Origin of the sequence: Algoriphagus oliviformis, assembly GCF_017254915.1 — a bacterium.
GTDB lineage: Bacteria > Bacteroidota > Bacteroidia > Cytophagales > Cyclobacteriaceae > Algoriphagus > Algoriphagus oliviformis.
Map to the genome: position 1 here is coordinate 179,079 of NZ_JAFKCT010000010.1, position 20,117 is coordinate 199,195.

Genomic DNA, 20,117 nt, shown 5'->3' on the forward strand with positions numbered 1-20,117 from the left:
CTTGGCTTGTCCTGCGAAATAAGCAAGATTTTGAGCCAAAGTGAAATGAATCCCCATTCTGCCAGCCCCATTTCATGAAAGAAGTCCAGATCAACGGCGTTCGAGTCCGACCCGGCCAGTCAGTCAACATCGAATTGCCCATTGCCAAGCTGCCTACTCACACACTCATTGACCTGCCCATATTCATCCGCTCTTCCAAAAACGAGGGCCCTGTGGTGCTGATTTCCGGAGGCGTACACGGGGATGAGATCAACGGGGTCGTCACCGCCAAGAAGCTGCTGGAGGAGTTTGACCAGGGACTGGAGCTTCAAAAAGGGACGCTGATTATCATCCCGCTCGTCAATATCTACGGCTTTCTCTCCAACAGCCGGACTTTCCCGGACGGAAGAGATCTAAACCGCAGCTTCCCGGGTAGCAAAAAAGGCTCTCTGGCTTCCCGCATCGCCTATATCCTGAACGAGGAGATCATCCCGCAGATCGACTTTGGAATAGATTTCCACACCGGGGGGCGCATGCTTTCCAACCATCCCCAAATTCGGGTAGACTTCAAGGACAAAGTGGGCTTGGAACTGGCCAAAGCTTTTGGGACCCACTTCGTGGTCAATTCCAAGCACATCGAAAAGTCCTTTCGCAAAACGGCCTACAAGGCTCGGAAACACCTTTTGGTCTTTGAAGGTGGGGAATCGATGCGGCTCGACAGCTACGCCATAGAGGAGGGGATCAGCGGCACCAAACGTCTTCTGAACCATTTGGAAATGATCGATTCGCCCCAGTTGCCACAGGAAACCATTGTGCTGAAGGAAAGCCAATGGACTAGGGCCAAAGCCTCGGGGATTTTTTACTCCTCGGTGAGGCTTGGGGATTCGGTGAAAAAGGGACAGATCGTCGCGAGGATTTCCGACCCCTATGGCCAAGTGATCGTTCCGGTCAAAGCCACGACCAATGGCCATGTGATCGGCGTGAACAACAATCCCGTGATCAACGTGGGTGACGCCATCCTGCACATCGGAAAGGAATAATTGGTCAACGGTCGACATTACACGGTCAACAGTCCGTCCGGGGGAGTTTTCTGAGTGGCTTGTCTTTAGACAGACTGGATGTAAATTCAAAAAGCACCGCTTTGACGGTGCTTTTTGTTTGCAGGAGAAAAACCTCAGCTTAGCTGAAGTAGTTTTTCAGTCCTTCCAGTCTTTCCACCAGCGTCGCCTCGACCTTTCTATAGTCCGAGGGGGAAGCCAAGGGAGCGTTGACAGAGAAGTAGTATTTGATCTTTGGCTCGGTGCCGGAGGGCCTTGCGGAGATTTTGCTGCCATCCGCGAGGTAAAACTGCATCACGTTGGACTTGTCCATGTCGAGCTTTTCGACTTTGCCGCTCTTTACGTGGGTGATCGTGGAGTTTTTGACATCCACTACGCGCTCCACATCGACGCCGTTCATTTGGGAAGGAGGGTTGCTTCTGAACCCATTCATCAGGGCCTGAATCTGTTCCGCACCGTCTTTTCCCTTTTTGGTCACGGAGATCAGCGACTCCTTGTAGAACCCAAATTTGGAGTAAATCTCCGCCATCAGGTCAACCACTGTCATTCCCTTGGTTTTGTAGTAGGCCACCAGCTCCGCGAAAATAGCCGCGGCGCTCACTGCGTCCTTGTCACGCACGAAGTCGCCGACCAGATAGCCGTAGGATTCCTCTCCACCGCCGACAAAGGTCGCCTTGCCTTCCAAGTCGCGGATGACGGCCGCGATGTTTTTGAATCCGGTCAGGACGTTGTAGCAGGGCACTCCAAAGCCGGCCGCGATGGTATTGATCAGCTCCGTGGTCACGATGGTGTTGACCATGAACTGGTTGCCATCCAGCTTGCCAGCTTCCTTCCATTTGTTCAGCAGGTAATAGCTGATCATGGCGCCGGTCTGGTTGCCGTTGAGCAGTTCGTATTCGCCTTTTTCGTTGGGAATCACGGCGGCATAGCGGTCTCCGTCCGGATCACAGGCGAGCACCAGTTCGGCATTCACCTTTTGGCCCAAGGCTACGGCGAGTGTGAGGGCTTCCGCTTCTTCTGGGTTGGGATAAATGACGGTTGGGAAGTTGCCATCTGGCTCGGCCTGCTCCTTGACGATGTGCACGTTTTCAAAACCAAAGGCTTTCAGAGCGGCAGGGACCATCTTTCCGGATGCCCCGTGGATGGGAGAGAATACGATCGGCATGGACTTTTGCGCCTGGATCGCATCTGGAGAGAGGCTGAGGCCTTTGACGAGATCCAGGTAGATTTTGTCAAAATCATCCTCGATATACTCCAGCAGATTGTCGTTTTTGTTCCAGTTGACCTGGTCAAAGGAAGTGATTTTCTGCACTTCCTTGATGATGTTGGTATCGTGGGGGGCGACGACCTGTGCTCCATCTTCCCAATAGGCCTTGTAGCCGTTGTACTCTTTGGGATTGTGGGAGGCGGTGATCATCACGCCGCTTTTGCAGCCGAAGTGGCGTACTGCGAAAGAAAGCATCGGGGTAGGCCTCATTTCACGGAAATAGAGCACTTTGATGCCGTTGGCAGTGAAGACATCCGCGGTGGTTTTGGCAAAAAGCGTGTTGTTGATCCGGCAGTCGTGGGTGATCACTACCTTGATTTCCTCCCCTGGAAAAGACTTGAGCAGGTAGTTGGCCAGTCCCTGCGTGGCCATGCCGACGGTGTAGACGTTCATTCTGTTTGAACCTACCCCCATTAGTCCCCTCAGGCCGCCCGTACCAAACTCCAAGTCCTGATAGAAAGAATCGACCAGTTCTGTGGGGTTGTCGTTGATTAGTTTTTTGATCGATGCTTTGGTGTCGGCATCCACATTTCCGTCCAGCCAGCTTTGGGCCTTGCCTAGGATTGCAGGGTCAATAGAACTCATTTCGTTTAAAAATTTCAGTGTGGTTCTAAGATATATAAAATGTCAAAAAATGCCATCTCGTCCATTCAATGATCTCCAACAATTTCAGCAGCTGCAGGGTGGTTCATTTTGTTTTGTGTTGATAATGATCTACTTGGCTCAGAGGCTGATTTCTGTCTTTTTGTGAAAACCGGAATCGGAGAAAACCGATTCTTTAAATCCGTTTGTTCTTTGGTTTCATTTTCAATAAGTTCAGGCAATCACATTTCAGACTTTATCTATGAGAGCAATTTTCTTTTTTGCGCTGCTAGCCCTCAGCTTCAGCGGTTTTTCACAAACCATGCTTAAAACACCCTGGGCGGAGGAGCTCAATCCAGACGCACCCCTGCCGGAATACCCACGCCCACAGCTCGTGAGGGAAGCCTGGCAAAACCTCAACGGCCAGTGGGATTTTGCCATTTTGCCCAAAGGAAGCAGTCCGGAGACTGGCTTCGCCGGAAAGATCACCGTGCCATTTGCCGTGGAATCCCTGCTCTCCGGAGTACAGAAGACCGTCGGCCCTGACAACGAGCTCTGGTATGAGCGCAGCTTTGACCTGGGTGTGGATAGAAAGGGAAAGCGGGTGATGCTCCACTTCGGCGCCGTGGACTGGGAAGCGGAAGTCTGGGTCAACGACAAACAGGTAGGTAAGCATCAGGGAGGTTTCGATGCCTTCGCCTTTGACATCACCGAATTTTTGGCCAAAGGGAAATCCCAGAAAATCCGCGTTCGCGTATGGGATCCCAGCGACTCCGGCCCCCAGCCTCGCGGCAAGCAGGTGAAAGATCCGAAGGGAATCTGGTACACGCCCGTGACGGGCATTTGGCAAACCGTATGGCTAGAGGCTGTGCCCGAATCCTACATTGCCTCCAGCTACTCCAATACGGACTGGGAAAATTCAAGCCAGATCTTTTACCCCGAAATCAAAAACGCCCAAGCCGGCCAGGAAGTGGAGGTCAGCCTGATGGAGGCCGGCCAGGTTCTGGCTTCCTTCAAAGCCGCAGCCAATCAGCCCGCTCCGGTGAAAATCTCCAATCCCAAGGCTTGGTCCCCGGATTCGCCCACCCTCTATGAGGTTTCGATCAAGCTCTTTCAGGGAAAAAAACTGATCGAAGAGGTCAAGTCCTATGCTGCCTACCGCGACATCCGCATGGCAAAAGGAGCGGATGGACACCAGCGCATGTTCCTAAACGGAAAAGCACTCTTCCAATACGGTCCCTTGGACCAAGGCTGGTGGCCTGACGGGCTCTACACCGCACCTACGGACGAAGCCCTGCTTTTCGACATCGTGAAGACCAAGGAGATGGGCTTCAACATGATCCGAAAACACGTAAAAGTCGAGCCTGCCCGCTGGTATTACCACGCAGACAAGCTCGGGATGCTGGTGTGGCAGGACATGCCGAGTGGCGACATGGGCAATCGATGGGAGGTGCGCCCCGGCATCATCCGAGAGGGCATGAATAAGGCACGTACGCCGGAGTCCGAGGAAATCTTCAAGACCGAGTGGGAAGAAATCATCAACGAGTTCAAGTTCTTCCCGTCCATCGTGGTGTGGGTGCCGTTTAACGAGGCTTGGGGGCAGTTTAAGACTACGGAAATCGTCCAGCTGACCCGGGACTTGGACTCCAGCAGGTTGATCAACAGCGCCAGCGGGGGCAACTTTGAGATGCAGCAGGGATCGACCCTGGTCGGGGACATCATGGATCTACACAACTATCCGGATCCGGTCATGCCCGATCCGGCTATTTTTGGGGAAAAGACCGTGCTGGTTCTTGGTGAGTTTGGGGGACTGGGTTTGCCGATCGAGGGACACACCTGGCAGCTGAAGGACAATTGGGGATATCAGAGCTTCACGACGATGGACGAGCTGAAGGCGCGCTATGCCATCCTGATGGAGGACCTATCGGAGCTTATCCCACTGGGACTGGCCGCAGCGATCTACACCCAAACCACCGATGTAGAAATCGAAACCAACGGCATCATGACCTACGACCGAAAGATCATCAAGATTCCCGTAGAGGAACTGAGCAAAATGCACCAGAAGTTGTATAAGTAGATTTGGATGGACTAAGGTCTGCTCCTTTGGAAGCCTTCCCAGATCACTGGGAAGGCTTTTTTGTTTGGTTTTCAAAAGCTGCTTTGGCTCCCACGCCTAGACGCTTCATGATCGCCATAATGTCTCCCGGCTTGAGTTTGGAGTGTTTGATTTGGGATTTTTCGAAAATGACCAAGCTTCCCTCCCAGGAACTCGGTGCGGATGGGATAAACACCATGACCTCGGTGTCGTTGAGCTCCTCGACCAAAAAGCCGATCATCCAGCCGTCTATCGGCACCAGCACGACTGGATACTCTTTTTCCGAGTCCAGACCCATCTTGGACTCAAAGCTGTTTTTCATCAGCTGATAGCCGGGAAATAACATCAGAAAGTTCTCTTCTAGAACCAGAATCAGTTTTTTGGCGAAGCCAAGCCTAGCCAGCCAGCCCGCTCCAAGACAAATCAAGACGAGGAGGATCACGCTCAATGCCATCGCGGAAAAGGGGAGCTGAAAGGGGATTTGCTTATTGATGAAGTGGGCGAGTGGAAGGATGAGTTCCACCGCTTTCTTCAGCAGCATGATCACGATGACTAGTGGGAGCAGGAAAAAAACACCTCCCTTTACCGTCTGGGAAATAATGGAAATAAAGACTTTCATAGTGCCTGTTTTGTATGAAAATATCTGTTTTCCCCCAGAATGAAAACAAAAAAGCCAGAGCAGGAGGTCTGTCTGGCTTTGCTTTGGTGAGTCGGACTCAAAGGTTTCCCCGCAGCGCTTGTTCTCTCTCGATGGCTTCGAAAAGGGCTTTGAAATTCCCTTTGCCGAAGGACTTGGCTCCTTTGCGCTGGATGATCTCAAAGAAGAGGGTAGGGCGATCCTGTACGGGTTTGGTGAAAATCTGCAGCAGGTAGCCTTCCTCGTCCCGATCCACCAGGATATTTAGGTTTTTGAGCGGCTCGATGTCTTCGTCGATCTGGCCTACCCGATCCAGCAGGTCGTCGTAGTAGGAGGCGGGCACCTCGAGGAATTCTACTCCGCGGCTCCTCAGTTCGCTCACGGTATGGCAAATGTCATCCGTCGCGATGGCCATGTGCTGCACGCCCGGCCCACCATAGAAATCGAGGTACTCCTCGATCTGTGATTTTTTCTTCCCCTCCGCAGGTTCGTTGATCGGGAACTTGATGTAGCCATTGCCATTGGAGACGACCTTGGACATGAGGGCGGAGTATTCGGTGGAAATATCCTTGTCGTCAAAGGTCAGGAGCAGCTTAAAGCCCATCACGTTTTCGTAAAACTCCACCCAGCGGTTCATCGCTCCAAGCTCCACGTTTCCCACACAGTGGTCAATGTATTTCAGTCCGATTCCTTTGCTCGCGAAATTGCTTTTTTTGGGCTGAAAGCCAGGAAGGAAGACGCCAGCGTAGTTTTTTCTTTCCACAAACGTGTGGATCGTCTCTCCGTAGGTTTTGATGGAAGCAGTCTTCACTTCGCCATGGGCATCGCTGAGGACCTGTGGCGGAGCAACGGACTCCGCCCCCCGGGAGGTGGTTTCCTTCCAGGATTTTTCCGCATCATCCACCCAGAGGGCTAGGACTTTCACGCCGTCCCCGTGACGGAGGATATGCTGGGAGATAGGGTGGTCAGCGCTCAGCGGCGAAGTGAGCACAAGGCGGATCTTGTCCTGCTTGAGGACGTAGGAGGCGCGGTCACGGACTCCGGTCTCGGGCCCGGCGTAGGCGATGAGCTCATATCCGAAGGCGTATTGATAGTAGAGCGCGCTTTGCTTGGCATTGCCGACGTAGAGCTCCACGTAGTCTGTCCCGTTGAGGGGGAGGAAATCTTGGGTCATGATCAGTTAAATTTGGGTTTGGGTACTTCCCAAAGTTAAAAACATTGCCAAAGATTATTTGGGAGAGCTCAATTCTTTTTTAGCCCCGAAGCCGAGTCCTTCCGGCTCACTCCTGCGGGTTTTTATTTTTCCAGAGCGTGATCCAGGCCAGGATCAGGAAGGTCAATCCCCAGCTCCCTACAGCGGTGTCCATCGTCAGCCAAAGCAAGAGGAAGTAATAAGGCATGGCCAGCGTAAATCCGATCAGAAACTTCCAAGTCGAGCTGAACACCTCGTCTTTTACCCCGGGTTTTTTCAGCTGCCAAAGCCAATAAAGCGGGAAGTTGAAGATTTTCATCAGCTTGTTGCCCAGGCCATTGACGGTGCCGACCGGACGGGGAACTTCGCCTGTCTCCAGGAAGGTGTCCACGTCAGTTTTGGAAGTCAGATCGACCTCATGGGCGATCAGCCGGGCGAGGGTGGCGTCATAGTCCTCACTGGGGATGTCCACCACGAGCGTGCGGAGGGCCTTTTCCACGGTTTTGGTCAGTTTGCCGGACTGGGCGGGGGGCATGTCCACAGGAATGGTCTTGCCAAAAGTGATCCGTACGATAGAACCAGAGCGCTTATGCGCGCTAAACCCGAGGCCCACGGGCAAGATCACGGGCTCCAGCTCGGGGTATTTTTCCTTCAGCCCAAAAGCCATCCGGGTAAATCCCTTGCTCAGCGGACGCAGGTTGCGGATGAGACTGTGGCTGCCTTCGGCAAAGATGATGACCGTGCCGTTTTCACGCAGCACTTCGTAGGTGTCGTCGAAGGTCTGCTGGTTTTGCTGGATGGTGGAAAAGCCGTCCCGCAGCCGATACACCGGGAGCATGCGGATCAGGTGGAGGAGCTTGCAGACAAAGGGATTGGTAAATACGGCCGCACGGGTGAGAAACCAGGGGTTGAGCCGGGTGTGCGTCGCCAAAAGTAAGGGGTCGATGAGGGCGTTTTGGTGGTTGGCTACCAAGATCACCGGACGGTTTTTGGGGAGGTTTTCCTTGCCCTCGACGATGATTTTTTTGAAATAACCATGCAGCGCCACTTTTACAAGGAGGCGGAGGATGGCATTGAAAAGGTTCTTCATGTAAGTTTCTTCCAAAAGGTGGCAATCGACATTCCCGAGATGAGATGCCAGATGCCCCACCAGGCGGTGATGATGGCCATGCCGCCGAGGCCTTCAAAGTAAGTAAAAATCAACACCAGCCCCAAGCCGGAATTTTGGATTCCAGTCTCTATGGTGAGGGTTTTTACGTCCGCTAGCGGCAGTTTGCCCAATTTTCCCGTGAGAAATCCGGCGGAGAGTGCGATGAGATTGTGGGCCAAAACCCAGAGGAAGATCTGGCCTATGTACTTGACAAATAGGTCAAAATTTCCTGAGAAAGCCAAGACCACAAAGGCCGCGAAAATCAGGATGCTGAGGGGCTTGAGGATTTTGGATGCCTGGGTGGCGATGCTGTCAAAAAACTGTCGGGTAAGAATCCCGAGGATCAAGGGGATGCCCAGAATGACCGCCACAGTGAAGAAAACCTCGGAAATGTTGAGTTCGATTTCTTTCAAAAGACCGGCCGTGGGTGCGTAGAGTCCGGCCCAAAGCGAGAAGTTGAGCGGGGTAAGCACAATGGCCGACACGGAGGAAAACGCGGTGAGGCTCACCGAGAGGGCGGTGTTTCCCTTGGTCAGATTGGTGAGGAAATTGGAAACGTTGCCTCCCGGACAGGCGGCGACGAGGATCATTCCCAGGGCCACGCTGGGTGGGGGATCGATGACGGATACCAGTGCCCAGGTCAGAAAAGGCAAGAGTAAAAACTGGGAAAAGACACCCAAAATGAAGCCTTTGGGGTTTCGGGCCAAGTAGCGAAAATCAGCCCAGCGTAGGTCCAGCGCCACCCCATACATGATGAGCGCCAGGGCCAAGTTGAGCAGGAGCAGGTCGTTTGGGGAAAAATTCAGGCGGATCGCATCAAGCGGATTGGCTGGGGTCATCGCACGAAAATCACGGGAAATGGCGAAATAAGCAAACGATATCTCGTAGGGGGAGATTTTCTCCTTAAATTTTTAATCCCGATTGTAGCGATTACCCCTTTGTGGCCGTGTCGTTAGAGAACTAGCCAGATAGCCATGAAGAAACTGCTCTACGTTTTCGCTTTTTTAGGACTGCTTACTTTTTCCTGCTCAGATGATTCTGATCCGATCCGAGCCTGCGGTATGGACAATGTGCTGGAGATGCCTTGGATTCAACAGCAAATAGCCGAAACGGAGAGTACGGAGCTTGGCCGGGATTATTGGTATATTTCCACAGGGACTTATCATTCGCAGACTGTCTTCTTGCTTCAAAACTGCTGTCCGATGTGCAACACCATTGTTCCAATTTTTGACTGTGGAGGAAATACACTGGGAACGCTTGGGTCGAGTGGGATTTCCCTGGATGACATCAGCGATAGGAAAGTGATCTGGAAGTCGTCCAACAACTCCTGTAATATCTAGCCAAAGGAACCATGAAGCGTTTTTTCCTATTTTCTTTTTTGGCAGCTGTTGTCTTTTCCTGCCAAGATGATCTTAAGCCGGAGGCAGGTTGCGATGTCGACAATGTATTTGAGATTCCTTGGCTCGCTGAGCAAATTGAGGGATTGGAGAAGTCTGAAATAGGGAAGAGATATTCCTATCTTCTCTCAGGTCAGTACGGTGCTAAGACGGTTTTTATTTTCAATAGCTGCTGTCCCTATTGCAGTATGACGCCTCCGATGGTATATGACTGTGCCGGTAACGAGCTGGGGCGGAGCGACAGTGTTGGGGAGGATATCCAAAATCTAAAAGTGATCTGGGAGGCCTCCGAGTACTCTTGTGGTTCTTAGCCCACTGGCTTAGCGAACTGGCCTTAATTTCTGCTCACCTTTCCTATCCCGTTGATCTCCTCTTTGATCACGTTGGGATTGCCGGTGTAGCTCACGGCACCTATTCCATTGACTGTGATGGACAAGTCTCCGGTACAGTGGACGGCGACTTTGCCGATGCCATTGCTGGTGAGGGTCATCTCCTCTGCCATGAGTCCGGAGGCTTCGATATTGCCTATCCCTTCGTTTTCGAGCTTGATCATTTTGGAATTTCCCTTGATGGTCATGTTGCCCATCAGGTTGAATTCCGCATCGATCTCCTGTGCGTCAAACTGCAGGAGGATATTTCCGACTCCGTTTCCCTCAAGGCGGATTTTGTCCACTTGGAAGGAGTTTTGGGATTTGATGTTTCCCACCCCGTCAAATTCCAGATGCTCCAGTTCGCTCAGTGTCAGGTAGACGTCTGGACGTGAGTCGCCAAAAAGGTTGTTTTTGATCTTTTCAAACTTCAGCTCCAGCTTTTCCCCGTCTTGCACCACTTTGAGCTTTTTGACGAGCTCCTCATCGCCGTCTATCCGCAGGGAAGGCTTGTCGCCCTGCGAGAGATAGAGGTTGAAAATCCCGCTTACATAGAGTTGGGTCACATGGTCCAAGTCGCGCTCCTCCGTGATCTGGTTGTCGGATTCTTTGGAGGAAAAATTGGCCGTGCAGGCCGAGAACGCAAGGAGCAGCGCAAAGCTGAAAGTCGCCAGGATGGATTTCATAGGATAGTGAAGCTAGATCGGGGAAGGCTGTTTTTGTCATTTCCCTCTGGAAGTTAGCTATGTTCCGGCGAAAATCATAAAAATCGCGAGCCGGCTCCTGCCTGCTTAGTCATAATCCATCCAGTCACAGGCGGGCTGGGGATCGGCCAAGACCAGGTCTACAAGCTCCCGAACCGGCTTTAGCCCGTTTTCGCTGTTGCTCAGATATACTACCGCATTTCTGTTTTCCACATCGGCGGTGAAATAGCCTCGAAAGGTGTAGTTGTCCCCCCACTGGAAAATCTGCTTTCCTGCCGAGGTGACTTGGATTCCGACGCCGAGCCCCCAAAAGAGCTCTTGGTCTTGTCCCTGCTTGGGATCCACTGGGACTTGGGGTGCAAACATCAACCGGTGAAGCTCCGGACTGATATGCTTTGCGGAAAGCAGCGCTTCCAGAAAAATCCCGAAGTCCCGCGAAGTGGTCTGGAGCGAGGCGGCCGCATTGGCGGATTGGATCTTGTTTTTGGGCTGCTGCTTGCCGTCTTTTTTGAAGGAAAGGCTGTGGTTTTCCTCGAAAGCAGGCAGAAAGACATAGCTGCTTCGAGTCATGCCCAAGGGCTGGAAGACATACTGCTGGGCCAAGTCCTCCAGCGGTTTTCCCTTGAGATGCTCGACTACACGCTGCAGCCAGACATAGCCCTCCCCAGAGTAGCTAAACCTTTCCCCCGGCCTGTACTTGAACTTGAGTTTTCCATTTCGCCAGTTTGGGAGGCCGCTGCTATGGCTGAGCACCATCCTGGCGGTGACCAGGCGATACTCCGGCTCATCCTGTATATCAGGGTAAGTGTAGTAGCTGGAGAGGGAGCTGTCCAGCTCGATCAGCCCTTCATCCACGAGCTGCATGACGAGATAAGCGAAAACCGGCTTGCTGAGCGATGCAGCGGAAAAGACGGTATGTTGGTCGACTGCGGAGCCGTCTTGGTTGGTTACGCCCAGCGCAAAGCTGTCCTTCACCTGGCCTTGCTCGAGGTAGGTATAGGATATTCCCGGGACTTGCTTTTCCTCCATCAGCTTGGCGATGCCAGCTGTGATGGGATTTTCCTGCGGAAATGTGGTTGAGCTAAGCGCTAGATTCAGAAAAAGCAGTAATAGACTGGCTTTCATGGGTTTGCTGTATTTCTTCCAAAGTACGGAAATTCCGTGGGCTGGGGCTAGTTTCTGAAAAAGCCGTGATATGGGCAAAAAAAAAGTCCCGCTCGGGGCGGGACTTTGTGTGGTTTCTCTTGAGGATTAGTTTCCTGTGGAGTCTGTAGCAGGCGCTGCCGCGCTGTCAGCTGCAGGAAGGAGGCTTTGATCTCCAAATGCCGGAGCAACGACTTGCTGCTTGGCACTCTCGATGTTAGGAGAGGAGAACTGGTTGGGCTGGCTGTTGGTGTAGAACGCAGACGAAACCAAGGACAAAACCAAGATGGAAACTGCAAGCACCCAAGTGGCTTTTTCCAGCACGTTGCCGGTGCGGGTCACGCCCATGATTTGTGAGGCACTACCTCCGAAAGCCGCTCCGGCTCCGCCTTTTGAATTTTGGCCCAGGATCACCAGGATCAACAGTATAGCCAAAATCAAAATAATCGTAATCAATACTGTAAACATATGTGTTAAATTATTCTTTCAGTTTTTCAATCAAGTCCGCAAAGTAAGTTTTTTTCTCGGGAAACTTCAAAGCCAGCTTCTCATAAATTTCCCTCGCCATGCCTTTTTTTCCTTGGTTGATCAGGATTTTGGCAAAGGACTCCGAGAGCAGGTTGTCGTTGAGCTTGGTGCTGGATTCGGCGAGGTTTTCAGTGTTCTGATTGGCCTCGATTTCCTTGATGGTAGCGAGTTTGATGTCTTTTTTGCTAAAGGCTTTGATGAGATCCATCTGCTCCTTTTTCTTGGCGTCGAGGATGGCCTTTTTTTCCTTTCGCTTGATGGTCTCGATCAGGTCTTCCTTGGGAGTGGCGCGTTTTTTTGCTTTCGGTTTCTCCGCTTTGGGCTCCAAGGCTGCCACCGTCGGCTTTTTGAGCTCCTCTCCCAGGGATTTGAGGGTTTGGGTTCGTTTGGCGGCACTTGGCGAGGATTCTGGGCTTTCCGGCAGCAGGTCTTCCCCTGGCGCTTCGCTGGTCCCAGCTTGCAGCTGGGGTCTCTCCAGCCAGGCCTTCAGCCAAATCCGGTCAGGGCTGGTGATCGCTGCCTGAGCGAGATTCCCGCTTTTTTTTCCTTTGCTTCTCAGGTGCTCATACCTTGCCGCCAACACATGCGGAATCTGGAAGTAGGGGAAGTTCTCCTGGACTTTTTTCAGCTGGAGCATATCGCCCTTGTCCAGATGGTCGGCTTTTTGGATGAGATCAAGGAATTGGGAGGCGTTCACAGGCTGGGTTTTGGTTTGAATATAGCAAAATTACCAGTTAGCCACGGTGGCGGTGAAGATATCCTGGATGATCACTTCGAATATCTCCTCTACCAGCTGGCTCTCCACGTCCAGCAAGGTGACGTTTCTCGGATCGTAATCCTTGAAGAAGGTAAAGGGCTGCTTCTTGCTTTCCTCCTCGTTGGTCAGGTTGATGTATTCCACCTCGACGGTGATGGTCAGGCGCATTTGGCCGGCGCGGTCAGGCAGGTTGGGGTCGTTGCTGGACACGGCTGCCTGGGGAGTCAGCGAGTAGCGGCTGATCGCCCCGGCAAACTGCAGTTGACCGTTGGTCTTGATCAGTTCCAGCTGGGTGTTTCGCTGATAGTATTCCTTCAGTGCTTCGGTAAAGCGCTGCTCCAGGTTTGGCGGGCCTCCGCCGGAGTCGTTGAAGAAGTTTTCGACCGAGAAGGTCTTCACCACGTCGTAGTTGATGTTGGTGCCGGTGAAGCTGTACTTGACCGAGCAGGCCTGTAGGGCGAGCATGATCAGGCACAGTAGGGGCAAAATCCGTCTATTCAATCTCATACTGCTTGATCTTTCGGTAAAGCGTACGCTCGGATATGCCCAAGTCGCTGGCCGCGTATTTTCGCTTGTTGTTGTGCTTGCGGAGCGCTCGCACGATCATTTCCTTTTCCTTTTTTTCCAGAGAAAGGGAATTGTCGTCCTCCTCGTGCACGATGTCCTCGATGGATTCCTCTTCGTAGTCCTCGTTGTTGAGGGCGTTGCTTTTCTGGGTTTCCAGCACCAGCGGGACAGAGTAGGAGGGGTTGCTTTCCATGGGCTCTTTTTGGGAAAAACCCGAATCCATATCTTCGAAAAGACCTTGGTGCTTTTGCATGATGGTGGAGTTGATCCCCCCGTTTTGGTAGGATTCGAGGACCAGCTTCTTCAGGTCGTTCATGTCCTTTTTCATGTCAAAAAGAACCTTGTATAGCAAGTCCCGCTCGGAAAAGTCAATGTGGTCGCCCGAGCTGCCCGACCCCAAGGCCATCGGAAGACGACTAGCGCTGCTCTCTGCTGGAAGATATTTTGAGAGCGTCTGGGCGTTGACATCCCGGTTTTCTTCCAAAAGGGAGATCTGCTCGGCGATGTTTTTCAACTGGCGGATGTTGCCGGGAAAGCCGTAGCGCATCAGGATGTTTTGGGCATCTGCATCCAAGCTGATGGGCTTGACATGGTATTTTTCCGAAAAGTCCCCCGTAAACTTCCTGAAGAGCAGCACTACATCCTCTCCGCGCTCCCGCAGGGGCGGCACGAAGATGGGCACGGTGTTTAGCCGGTAGTAGAGGTCTTCGCGGAACTTGCCTTTTTCGACGGCCTTGAGCAGGTTGACGTTGGTGGCGGTGATCACGCGGACATTGGTCTTTTGGACTTTGGAGGAGCCTACTTTGATAAACTCGCCGTTTTCCAATACGCGGAGCAAGCGGGCTTGGGTGCCGAGGGGCATTTCGCCGATCTCGTCCAAGAAGATAGACCCGCCGTCGGTGACTTCGAAGTAGCCTTTTCTTGCCTCATGCGCTCCGGTGAAGGATCCTTTTTCGTGGCCAAAAAGCTCCGAATCTATCGTCCCCTCAGGGATCGCGCCGCAGTTGATGGCGATGAACTTTCCGTGTTTTCTCAGGGAAAGCGAGTGGATGATCTTGGAAAAGCTTTCCTTACCGCTGCCACTTTCTCCGGTGATCAGCACGGTCATGTCCGTCGGCGCGGCCTGCATGGCGACCAAGATGGCTTGGTTGAGCAAGGGGCTGTTGCCGATGATGCCGTAGCGCTGCTTGACGCTTTGGATTTCCGCGGGAGTGATCATGCCATGACGGGATTTACTTCCAGCACCTCTCCGAAGAGCGTGGCCTGGGTGGCCTCGGTGATCCGCACTTTGACGTAGTCGCCCTTTTTTGCCCGGTCGGCCGGGATGATCACGACCTTGTTGGCGGAGTTTCTTCCCTTGAGCTGCTGCTCGGATTTCTTGGCGGTACCCTCGATGAGGATCAGTTGCTCCTGGCCAAGGTCAAGCTGGTTTCTTTCGTAGGACAAAGCGTTTTGCTTTTCGATGATCTCGGCAAGCCTTCTCTTTTTGGTCTCCAGCGGGATGTCGTCTTCAAATTTTTTCGCAGCCAAAGTACCCGGACGCTCGGAATAGAAGAACATGTAAGAGAAGTCGTACTTCACGATGTCCATGAGCGTGAGCGTGTCCTGATGCTCTGCGTCGGTCTCGGAGCAGAAGCCGGCGATCATGTCGGAAGAGATGCCGCATTCCTCGCCAAGGATCTCGCGGATGGCGCGTACCCGGTCAAGGTACCATTCCCGATCGTAGGTGCGGTTCATGAGCTCCAGCACGCGGCTGTTGCCACTTTGCACAGGGAGGTGGATGTATTTGCAGATGTTGTCGTATCTCTTCATGGTGTGAAGGACCTCATCTGTGATGTCTTTGGGATGGGAGGTGGAAAAGCGCACGCGGAGAAGCGGGCTGACTTGGGCGACCATTTCCAGTAGATGGGCAAAATTGACAACCTCGGCGATCTCGCCTTCCTTTTTGTTGAGTCGGGCTTTGTTGTTTTCCTCTGCAGACCACTTGTAGCTGTCCACGTTTTGGCCCAGCAAAGTGACCTCGCGGTAGCCTCTGCTGAAGAGGTCTTGGGCCTCAGCCACGATGGACTGGGGATCCCGGCTTCTTTCCCGGCCTCGGGTGAAAGGCACCACGCAGAAGGAGCACATGTTGTCACAGCCGCGCATGATGGAGATGAAGGCGGTGACGCCATTGGAATTGAGACGGACGGGCGCGATGTCGGCGTAGGTTTCCTCCCGGGAGAGGAAGGTGTTGACGCCTTTTTGGCCTTCTTCGGCTGCGGAGACGAGATTGGGAAGGTCTCGGTAGGCATCCGGGCCTACGACCACGTCCACGATTTTTTCCTCCTGCAGCAGGTTTTCCTTCAAGCGCTCCGCCATGCAGCCCAGCACGCCGATGGTAAGTTCGGGCTTTGATTTTTTCGCTTGGTTGAATTGGCTCAGCCGCTTGCGGACGGTTTGCTCGGCCTTTTCGCGGATGGAGCAGGTATTGAGAAAAATCACGTCGGCCTGCTCGAAGTCTGAGGTGGTGTCAAAACCGTTTTCCTTCATGATGGAGGCGACGATCTCCGAGTCGGAGAAGTTCATCTGGCAGCCGTAGCTCTCGATGTAGAGTTTTTTGGATTTGCCGGTGTTTTCGTCGAGGGTAGTCTTGAAATCACAGGCTTGTGCCTCTTCGGCAGAGATGATATCTATGTCTTTAATCAGATCCATGAACTGGAGTTTTTGCGAAAGTAGGGGGGGCGTCTGATGGAGTCGAAACTAATCAAACCCGCAAACCGCCCGTCAGGTTGCAAAATTAAGAAAATGCGGACAAAATGGCAGAGGTAGTCTGTTTTTGTTCTGCTGTCTTTCTCAACTTTTCGCAGTCTGATAAAGTCTGGCTTTGCTTAATAAGCAGCTATGATTTCATTAACTTGAGAAAAAAATGCCATGGCGGTCTCAGAAATAAAGGACGAATTGAAAGCTTTTATAGACAATGGAGAGCTGGAGCTCTTGGAGCTTTTGCTGCAAGTAGCAAAGGATTACACTTCGGAAGATCTGACTGGATCGGGTGCTCCCATGGATAAATCTGATTTGATCAAAAGGATCGCTGAAGCCCGAGCCCGAGTGGACGCTGGAGAGCATACATCAATGGATGAGTTGGAAGAGGAAATGAAAAACTGGTAGTGGTCGAGCGGAGGATTTTTTGGGATAACAAGGCAAAAACTCCCTAAAAAGCATTTTTTTCTTCCTTCGATTTAGGGCTTCTCTAGAAACTGCCACCAAGGTAAGAGACAGAATCGTAAGGGAGGTTAGGTCACTCGTTCCGTTTCCACAAAAAGGATCCCTCGAGCCGTGTTTGGAGAATTTTGAGGGAGAATTTCGATTCAAAATTGTGTGGAGCTACAAGATTATCTATGAAGTCAAGGAGGATAGGATCAACGTCTTGGATATCTTTCATACGAGCCGGAATCCGTCTGACATCCAGAACAAATAAAGAGGCTATCCTTCAAAAGGAATCTTCAGCTGCTCCCCAAAATGCACCTGCTCTTCTGTGATATTAAGGTTTGAAAGCCCCAGGCCCAGCAGCCGGACGGGTTTGGGTACTTCCTCTTGTCCCAATAGCTCCAGCGCGACTTCCCAGATTTGCTCCGGGTTGGGGTATTGGTCCAGCGTCTTGCTTCGGGTCTGGAGCGTAAAGTCCGAATGCTTGATTTTTAGCGTGACGGTTCGGCCCTTGATGTCGCTCTTCTCGATCCTCCGGATGACCTCGTCAAAGATGGGCCGGAGGTTTTCCTCCATTTCGCTGGGGGTGATCAGGTCTTTTTCGAAGGTGTTTTCCGCACTCAGCGACTTTCTCACCCGGTGGGGCTGCACGGCGGAGAGATGGATTCCGCGTACGATGTTGAAGTAGTGGAGGCCGGATTTGCCAAATTTTTTCGTCAGAAACTGAAGCGAAAATTGCTTCAGATCCAGTCCGTTGTGGATGCCCAGCTTCTGCATCTTTTCCGCGGTCACCTTGCCTATGCCGAAGAATTTCCCGATCGGCAATTTTTCCAAAAAGGCCTCGGCCTCTTCCGGTAGGATCACCGCTTGTCCGTTGGGCTTGTTGAGATCCGAGGCGGTTTTTGCCAAAAACTTGTTGTAGGACACGCCCGCCGAAGCGTTCAGGCCGGTCTTCTCCCTGATTTTGGTCCGGATTTGTTTGGCGATGAGGATGGCGGACTTGAGTCCGGGTTTGTTTTCGGTCACGTCCAGGAAGGCTTCGTCCAGGGAAAGCGGCTCGACCAGGTCCGTGTATTCGTAGAAAATCTCCCGAATCTGAAGTGAGATCTCCCGATAGCGCTCAAATCTGGGCCGGGCGAAAATCAGGTGTGGACACTTCTTGGCTGCCAGGACGGATGACATCGCGGAGAATATACCAAACTTCCGCGCTTCGTAGCTGGCGGCGGCGATCACGCCCCGAGCTTCATTTCCTCCGACCACCAGCGGTTTTCCCCGCCATTCCGGATGGTCCAGCTGCTCCACGGAGGCATAGAAGGCATCCATGTCCACATGGATGATTTTTCGCACGGGCGGGGAGAGTTCAGCTTGGTTTTCCACTTAGCAGTTCGAGGATGGCTTGGGCTTTGAGCGCGCACTCCTCGTATTCCTGCTCAGGTGAGGCATCGATGGTGATGGCGCTTCCCACCCCAAAATAGAGCTTTTTCACCTCCAAATCAGCAACTATCGAGCGGATGACTACGGAAAAGTCGAAGTCACCCTCTCCGTCCACCCACCCAAAGGCACCAGAAAACCAACCCCTGTTGAAGGTCTCTTCCCGGTCTATGATCTGCATCGTGCTGATCTTGGGTGCGCCGGTCATGCTTCCCATGGGAAATGTGGCGTGGATGATATCTTGAAACGTGACATCGGATTTTAGCTCAGAAGAGACCGTGCTGATCATCTGAAAAACCCGAGGCAGGGGATAGATACCAAAAAGCTCCTCTACTCGTACCGAACCGGTTTGGGACACCCTTGCGAGGTCGTTGCGGGTAAGGTCGGTGATCATCAGGTTTTCGGCCCGTTCTTTTTCGCTGGCGAGAAGTTTTTCGCGGTTGGCTGTGTCTTCGTTGGCGTTTTGACCCCGCTTGATCGTGCCTTTGATAGGCTGCGCCACGAGCTTTTGCCCCGATTTCTTCAGAAATCGTTCGGGAGAAGCCGAGACCAGCCATTGGCTTTTGGCTTTGAAAAGTCCCGAGAAGGGCATTTGGGACAGCTCATTCAGTCGTAGGTAGGCCGCTATCGGTTCCCAAGACTCAAATCCGCCTGAGTAGGCCTGGCAAAAATTGGCCTCATAGGTATTGCCCTCTCGGATTTCGTCTTGGATGGTTTTGATTTTTGAGAGATAGACTTCTCTGGGAAACTGGGGCGAAACGGCGCAGCTCAGATTGCCGTCGACAGGTCTAGGAAAAGAGCCCAAGGCATCTATCCAGGAATCTGAGAGCCGTTTTTTGGAATAAAACCCTTCTTCGGTCAGCTGAAGCGAAAGTTCCGGCTCGAAAAAGCAAAGCTCCGGAAGCGGAAAAAACTCCGGGTTTTTGCTTTCCAGCTTTTCTATGCTGTTTTTGAAGTCGTAGCCAAGGATGCCGACTTTTTCTTTTCCGGGCATTGCTTCGAAGAAGGCTTCCTCATCCAGCAGCTTGTTTCCCGCAAAAAACAGGTTTTCGAAGGGGCCTTGGGGGTAGGCGTGGCCATTTCCGTCAAAGTACGCCATGTAGTCAAAGCTGTCGGCAGCCCAGTGGAGCAAAACCGGCAACAGGCGGATTTTCGGGAAAGGATAAAAATGCGGGTAAGGCTTCATTGGGGGACAAAAAAAAGAGGAATTCCGCAGAATCCCTCTTTTGAGCATTGGGTAGTTGGTTTTTCTTAGTTGGCGTTCACATCCAACACCAGGGAAACGGTGTTGTAGATGAACTGGTCTTTTGCCTTGTCTACCGCGGCGGCTTCGTCGCCGTAGGCTAGACCCCAAGCAGTTCTGTCGATGTTGAAACCTGCCTTGGCAGACACCGCGCCGTCGGTCACGCTGATCGCAGCCGGGAACTTGATGTTTTTGGTAGTCCCTCTCATGGTCAGGTTACCGCTTACCCAGTGGGTAGGATTGGCCGGAGTCAATTCCGAGTCGTGCTTAGGAGTGTGCTCGGAAGAAAATTCCTCTTTGTCTGCTATGGCGTCGCCAGACTGGAATGGCTCCACTGCGGTGATTTCGAAGGTCGCAGTAGGATGGTTGGCTGCGTCAAAGAAATCCGGAGACTGGAGGTGTCCGTACAGCTTGCCGTAGTTTTCGTCTTCGGCAGGGATGTCTTCGATCTGCAGGCCGGTGATGTCAAAGGTGAACGCGCCGCCTGTGATCTGCTGGTCCGCCACGGTCAGGGAACCCTGGGTAGCAGGGATGGTACCGTTGTGCTCGCCGCCTGGCTTGTAGCCTCTCCATCCGATGTTGGAAGCGGAGGTGTTCAAAGTGAGAGTTTTGCCTTCTGGAGCTGCTACTTCCTGGGCCTCGGAAGTTTCGACGGTGTTGCTGGGAGCGCCACATGCAGAGACCAAAAGAGCTGCTGCAAAGAATAGACCGAGTTGATTGGTTGATTTCATAATGGATGTAATGATTTTAAATGTCTATACACGTAAACTGAATCCAAGGCAAAAAGTTCAAGTCAGGATTAAAATTTCTATTTTTCAACAAGATTTTTTTTC

The 20,117-nt window shown here is 52.4% G+C and carries 21 protein-coding genes and 1 pseudogene; 6 read left to right on the forward strand and 16 right to left on the reverse strand.

Annotated features, from left to right (window positions below; translation table 11 throughout):
* The first annotated feature begins 74 nt into the window (after positions 1 to 74).
* Positions 75 to 1,019: a succinylglutamate desuccinylase/aspartoacylase family protein gene (locus J0A68_RS19545; RefSeq protein ID WP_206579935.1), complete on the forward strand. Its 945-nt coding sequence runs from the start codon at positions 75 to 77 to the stop codon at positions 1,017 to 1,019.
* 139 nt (positions 1,020 to 1,158) lie between these two features.
* Here the strand turns inward: J0A68_RS19545 and J0A68_RS19550 are convergent, their stop codons facing one another.
* Entirely contained in the window at positions 1,159 to 2,889 is a 1,731-nt protein-coding gene (locus J0A68_RS19550) for a phospho-sugar mutase (protein WP_206579936.1), read from the reverse strand.
* A 65-nt stretch (positions 2,890 to 2,954) separates the two neighbouring features.
* Positions 2,955 to 3,128 carry a hypothetical protein gene (locus tag J0A68_RS19555; RefSeq protein WP_206579937.1) on the reverse strand — a complete coding sequence of 58 codons (174 nt, stop codon included), beginning with the start codon at positions 3,126 to 3,128 and terminating at the stop codon, positions 2,955 to 2,957.
* Positions 3,129 to 3,208: 80 nt separating this feature from the next.
* Between J0A68_RS19555 and J0A68_RS19560 the strand changes: the two genes are divergently transcribed.
* Positions 3,209 to 4,963, forward strand: coding sequence for a glycoside hydrolase family 2 protein (locus J0A68_RS19560; protein WP_236025672.1), 1,755 nt, complete (start codon positions 3,209 to 3,211; stop codon positions 4,961 to 4,963).
* A gap of 43 nt (positions 4,964 to 5,006) precedes the next feature.
* Here the strand turns inward: J0A68_RS19560 and J0A68_RS19565 are convergent, their stop codons facing one another.
* From J0A68_RS19565 to J0A68_RS19580, 4 genes are all read right to left on the reverse strand, one after another.
* Positions 5,007 to 5,600, reverse strand: a complete 594-nt coding sequence (locus J0A68_RS19565) for a DUF502 domain-containing protein (RefSeq protein ID WP_206579939.1) — start codon at positions 5,598 to 5,600, stop codon at positions 5,007 to 5,009.
* Positions 5,601 to 5,697: 97 nt separating this feature from the next.
* Positions 5,698 to 6,792, reverse strand: a complete 1,095-nt coding sequence (gene hppD, locus J0A68_RS19570) for a 4-hydroxyphenylpyruvate dioxygenase (protein WP_206579940.1) — start codon at positions 6,790 to 6,792, stop codon at positions 5,698 to 5,700.
* 106 nt (positions 6,793 to 6,898) lie between these two features.
* On the reverse strand, positions 6,899 to 7,900 hold the full coding sequence (locus J0A68_RS19575) for a 1-acyl-sn-glycerol-3-phosphate acyltransferase (protein WP_206579941.1): 1,002 nt from the start codon (positions 7,898 to 7,900) through the stop codon (positions 6,899 to 6,901).
* Positions 7,897 to 8,799, reverse strand: a complete 903-nt coding sequence (locus J0A68_RS19580; RefSeq protein ID WP_206579942.1) for a bile acid:sodium symporter family protein — start codon at positions 8,797 to 8,799, stop codon at positions 7,897 to 7,899. Before J0A68_RS19580 ends, J0A68_RS19575 begins: the two co-directional genes overlap by 4 nt.
* Before the next feature lie 135 nt (positions 8,800 to 8,934).
* Here J0A68_RS19580 and J0A68_RS19585 point away from each other — a divergent pair, with 135 nt between their 5' ends.
* Both J0A68_RS19585 and J0A68_RS19590 read left to right on the forward strand, forming a co-directional pair.
* A complete protein-coding gene (locus tag J0A68_RS19585) occupies positions 8,935 to 9,300 on the forward strand; it encodes a hypothetical protein (RefSeq protein ID WP_206579943.1) in 366 nt (121 codons plus the stop codon).
* 11 nt (positions 9,301 to 9,311) lie between these two features.
* The gene (locus J0A68_RS19590; protein ID WP_206579944.1) at positions 9,312 to 9,668 is read left to right on the forward strand and encodes a hypothetical protein; all 357 of its coding nucleotides are present in this window, start codon (positions 9,312 to 9,314) and stop codon (positions 9,666 to 9,668) included.
* A gap of 23 nt (positions 9,669 to 9,691) precedes the next feature.
* Here J0A68_RS19590 and J0A68_RS19595 read toward each other — a convergent pair whose 3' ends face one another.
* From J0A68_RS19595 to miaB, 7 genes are all read right to left on the reverse strand, one after another.
* Entirely contained in the window at positions 9,692 to 10,411 is a 720-nt protein-coding gene (locus J0A68_RS19595) for a head GIN domain-containing protein (protein ID WP_206579945.1), read from the reverse strand.
* A gap of 105 nt (positions 10,412 to 10,516) precedes the next feature.
* Positions 10,517 to 11,554 (reverse strand): serine hydrolase domain-containing protein, encoded by a 1,038-nt coding sequence (locus J0A68_RS19600; protein WP_206579946.1) that lies wholly within the window; start codon positions 11,552 to 11,554, stop codon positions 10,517 to 10,519.
* Between the two features lie 126 nt (positions 11,555 to 11,680).
* Positions 11,681 to 12,040 carry a preprotein translocase subunit SecG gene (gene secG, locus J0A68_RS19605; protein WP_206579947.1) on the reverse strand — a complete coding sequence of 120 codons (360 nt, stop codon included), beginning with the start codon at positions 12,038 to 12,040 and terminating at the stop codon, positions 11,681 to 11,683.
* A 10-nt stretch (positions 12,041 to 12,050) separates the two neighbouring features.
* A complete protein-coding gene (locus J0A68_RS19610) occupies positions 12,051 to 12,797 on the reverse strand; it encodes a DUF8458 domain-containing protein (protein WP_206579948.1) in 747 nt (248 codons plus the stop codon).
* A gap of 30 nt (positions 12,798 to 12,827) precedes the next feature.
* On the reverse strand, positions 12,828 to 13,364 hold the full coding sequence (gene lptE / locus J0A68_RS19615; protein ID WP_206579949.1) for an LPS assembly lipoprotein LptE: 537 nt from the start codon (positions 13,362 to 13,364) through the stop codon (positions 12,828 to 12,830).
* Positions 13,351 to 14,643 carry a sigma-54 interaction domain-containing protein gene (locus tag J0A68_RS19620; RefSeq protein WP_206579950.1) on the reverse strand — a complete coding sequence of 431 codons (1,293 nt, stop codon included), beginning with the start codon at positions 14,641 to 14,643 and terminating at the stop codon, positions 13,351 to 13,353. The genes lptE and J0A68_RS19620 overlap by 14 nt, the downstream gene beginning before the upstream one ends.
* Positions 14,640 to 16,115, reverse strand: a complete 1,476-nt coding sequence (gene miaB, locus J0A68_RS19625; RefSeq protein WP_206579951.1) for a tRNA (N6-isopentenyl adenosine(37)-C2)-methylthiotransferase MiaB — start codon at positions 16,113 to 16,115, stop codon at positions 14,640 to 14,642. The genes J0A68_RS19620 and miaB overlap by 4 nt, the downstream gene beginning before the upstream one ends.
* Positions 16,116 to 16,361: 246 nt before the next feature.
* Here miaB and J0A68_RS19630 point away from each other — a divergent pair, with 246 nt between their 5' ends.
* Together J0A68_RS19630 and J0A68_RS23185 are read left to right on the forward strand one after the other, a co-directional pair.
* Positions 16,362 to 16,571, forward strand: coding sequence for a hypothetical protein (locus tag J0A68_RS19630; protein ID WP_206579952.1), 210 nt, complete (start codon positions 16,362 to 16,364; stop codon positions 16,569 to 16,571).
* Between the two features lie 49 nt (positions 16,572 to 16,620).
* Positions 16,621 to 16,881: pseudogene (locus J0A68_RS23185) on the forward strand (type II toxin-antitoxin system RelE/ParE family toxin); the annotation flags it as partial.
* Positions 16,882 to 16,886: 5 nt separating this feature from the next.
* Here J0A68_RS23185 and dinB read toward each other — a convergent pair.
* From dinB to J0A68_RS19650, 3 genes are all read right to left on the reverse strand, one after another.
* Positions 16,887 to 17,957 (reverse strand): DNA polymerase IV, encoded by a 1,071-nt coding sequence (gene dinB / locus J0A68_RS19640; protein WP_317195134.1) that lies wholly within the window; start codon positions 17,955 to 17,957, stop codon positions 16,887 to 16,889.
* 13 nt (positions 17,958 to 17,970) lie between these two features.
* Positions 17,971 to 19,227 (reverse strand): anthranilate synthase component I family protein, encoded by a 1,257-nt coding sequence (locus tag J0A68_RS19645; RefSeq protein ID WP_206579953.1) that lies wholly within the window; start codon positions 19,225 to 19,227, stop codon positions 17,971 to 17,973.
* 65 nt (positions 19,228 to 19,292) lie between these two features.
* Positions 19,293 to 20,015 (reverse strand): YceI family protein, encoded by a 723-nt coding sequence (locus tag J0A68_RS19650; RefSeq protein WP_206579954.1) that lies wholly within the window; start codon positions 20,013 to 20,015, stop codon positions 19,293 to 19,295.
* Between the last annotated feature and the right edge of the window lie 102 nt (positions 20,016 to 20,117).

Coding starts and splice junctions, on each gene's coding strand:
- J0A68_RS19545 (WP_206579935.1), top strand. CDS start 75: ATGAAAGAAGTCCAGATCAACGGCGTTCGAGTCCGACCCGGCCAGTCA.
- J0A68_RS19550 (WP_206579936.1), bottom strand. CDS start 2,889: ATGAGTTCTATTGACCCTGCAATCCTAGGCAAGGCCCAAAGCTGGCTG.
- J0A68_RS19560 (WP_236025672.1), top strand. CDS start 3,209: ATGCTTAAAACACCCTGGGCGGAGGAGCTCAATCCAGACGCACCCCTG.
- J0A68_RS19565 (WP_206579939.1), bottom strand. CDS start 5,600: ATGAAAGTCTTTATTTCCATTATTTCCCAGACGGTAAAGGGAGGTGTT.
- hppD (WP_206579940.1), bottom strand. CDS start 6,792: ATGACCCAAGATTTCCTCCCCCTCAACGGGACAGACTACGTGGAGCTC.
- J0A68_RS19575 (WP_206579941.1), bottom strand. CDS start 7,900: ATGAAGAACCTTTTCAATGCCATCCTCCGCCTCCTTGTAAAAGTGGCG.
- J0A68_RS19580 (WP_206579942.1), bottom strand. CDS start 8,799: ATGACCCCAGCCAATCCGCTTGATGCGATCCGCCTGAATTTTTCCCCA.
- J0A68_RS19585 (WP_206579943.1), top strand. CDS start 8,935: ATGAAGAAACTGCTCTACGTTTTCGCTTTTTTAGGACTGCTTACTTTT.
- J0A68_RS19590 (WP_206579944.1), top strand. CDS start 9,312: ATGAAGCGTTTTTTCCTATTTTCTTTTTTGGCAGCTGTTGTCTTTTCC.
- J0A68_RS19595 (WP_206579945.1), bottom strand. CDS start 10,411: ATGAAATCCATCCTGGCGACTTTCAGCTTTGCGCTGCTCCTTGCGTTC.
- J0A68_RS19600 (WP_206579946.1), bottom strand. CDS start 11,554: ATGAAAGCCAGTCTATTACTGCTTTTTCTGAATCTAGCGCTTAGCTCA.
- secG (WP_206579947.1), bottom strand. CDS start 12,040: ATGTTTACAGTATTGATTACGATTATTTTGATTTTGGCTATACTGTTG.
- lptE (WP_206579949.1), bottom strand. CDS start 13,364: ATGAGATTGAATAGACGGATTTTGCCCCTACTGTGCCTGATCATGCTC.
- J0A68_RS19620 (WP_206579950.1), bottom strand. CDS start 14,643: ATGATCACTCCCGCGGAAATCCAAAGCGTCAAGCAGCGCTACGGCATC.
- miaB (WP_206579951.1), bottom strand. CDS start 16,115: ATGGATCTGATTAAAGACATAGATATCATCTCTGCCGAAGAGGCACAA.
- J0A68_RS19645 (WP_206579953.1), bottom strand. CDS start 19,227: ATGAAGCCTTACCCGCATTTTTATCCTTTCCCGAAAATCCGCCTGTTG.
- J0A68_RS19650 (WP_206579954.1), bottom strand. CDS start 20,015: ATGAAATCAACCAATCAACTCGGTCTATTCTTTGCAGCAGCTCTTTTG.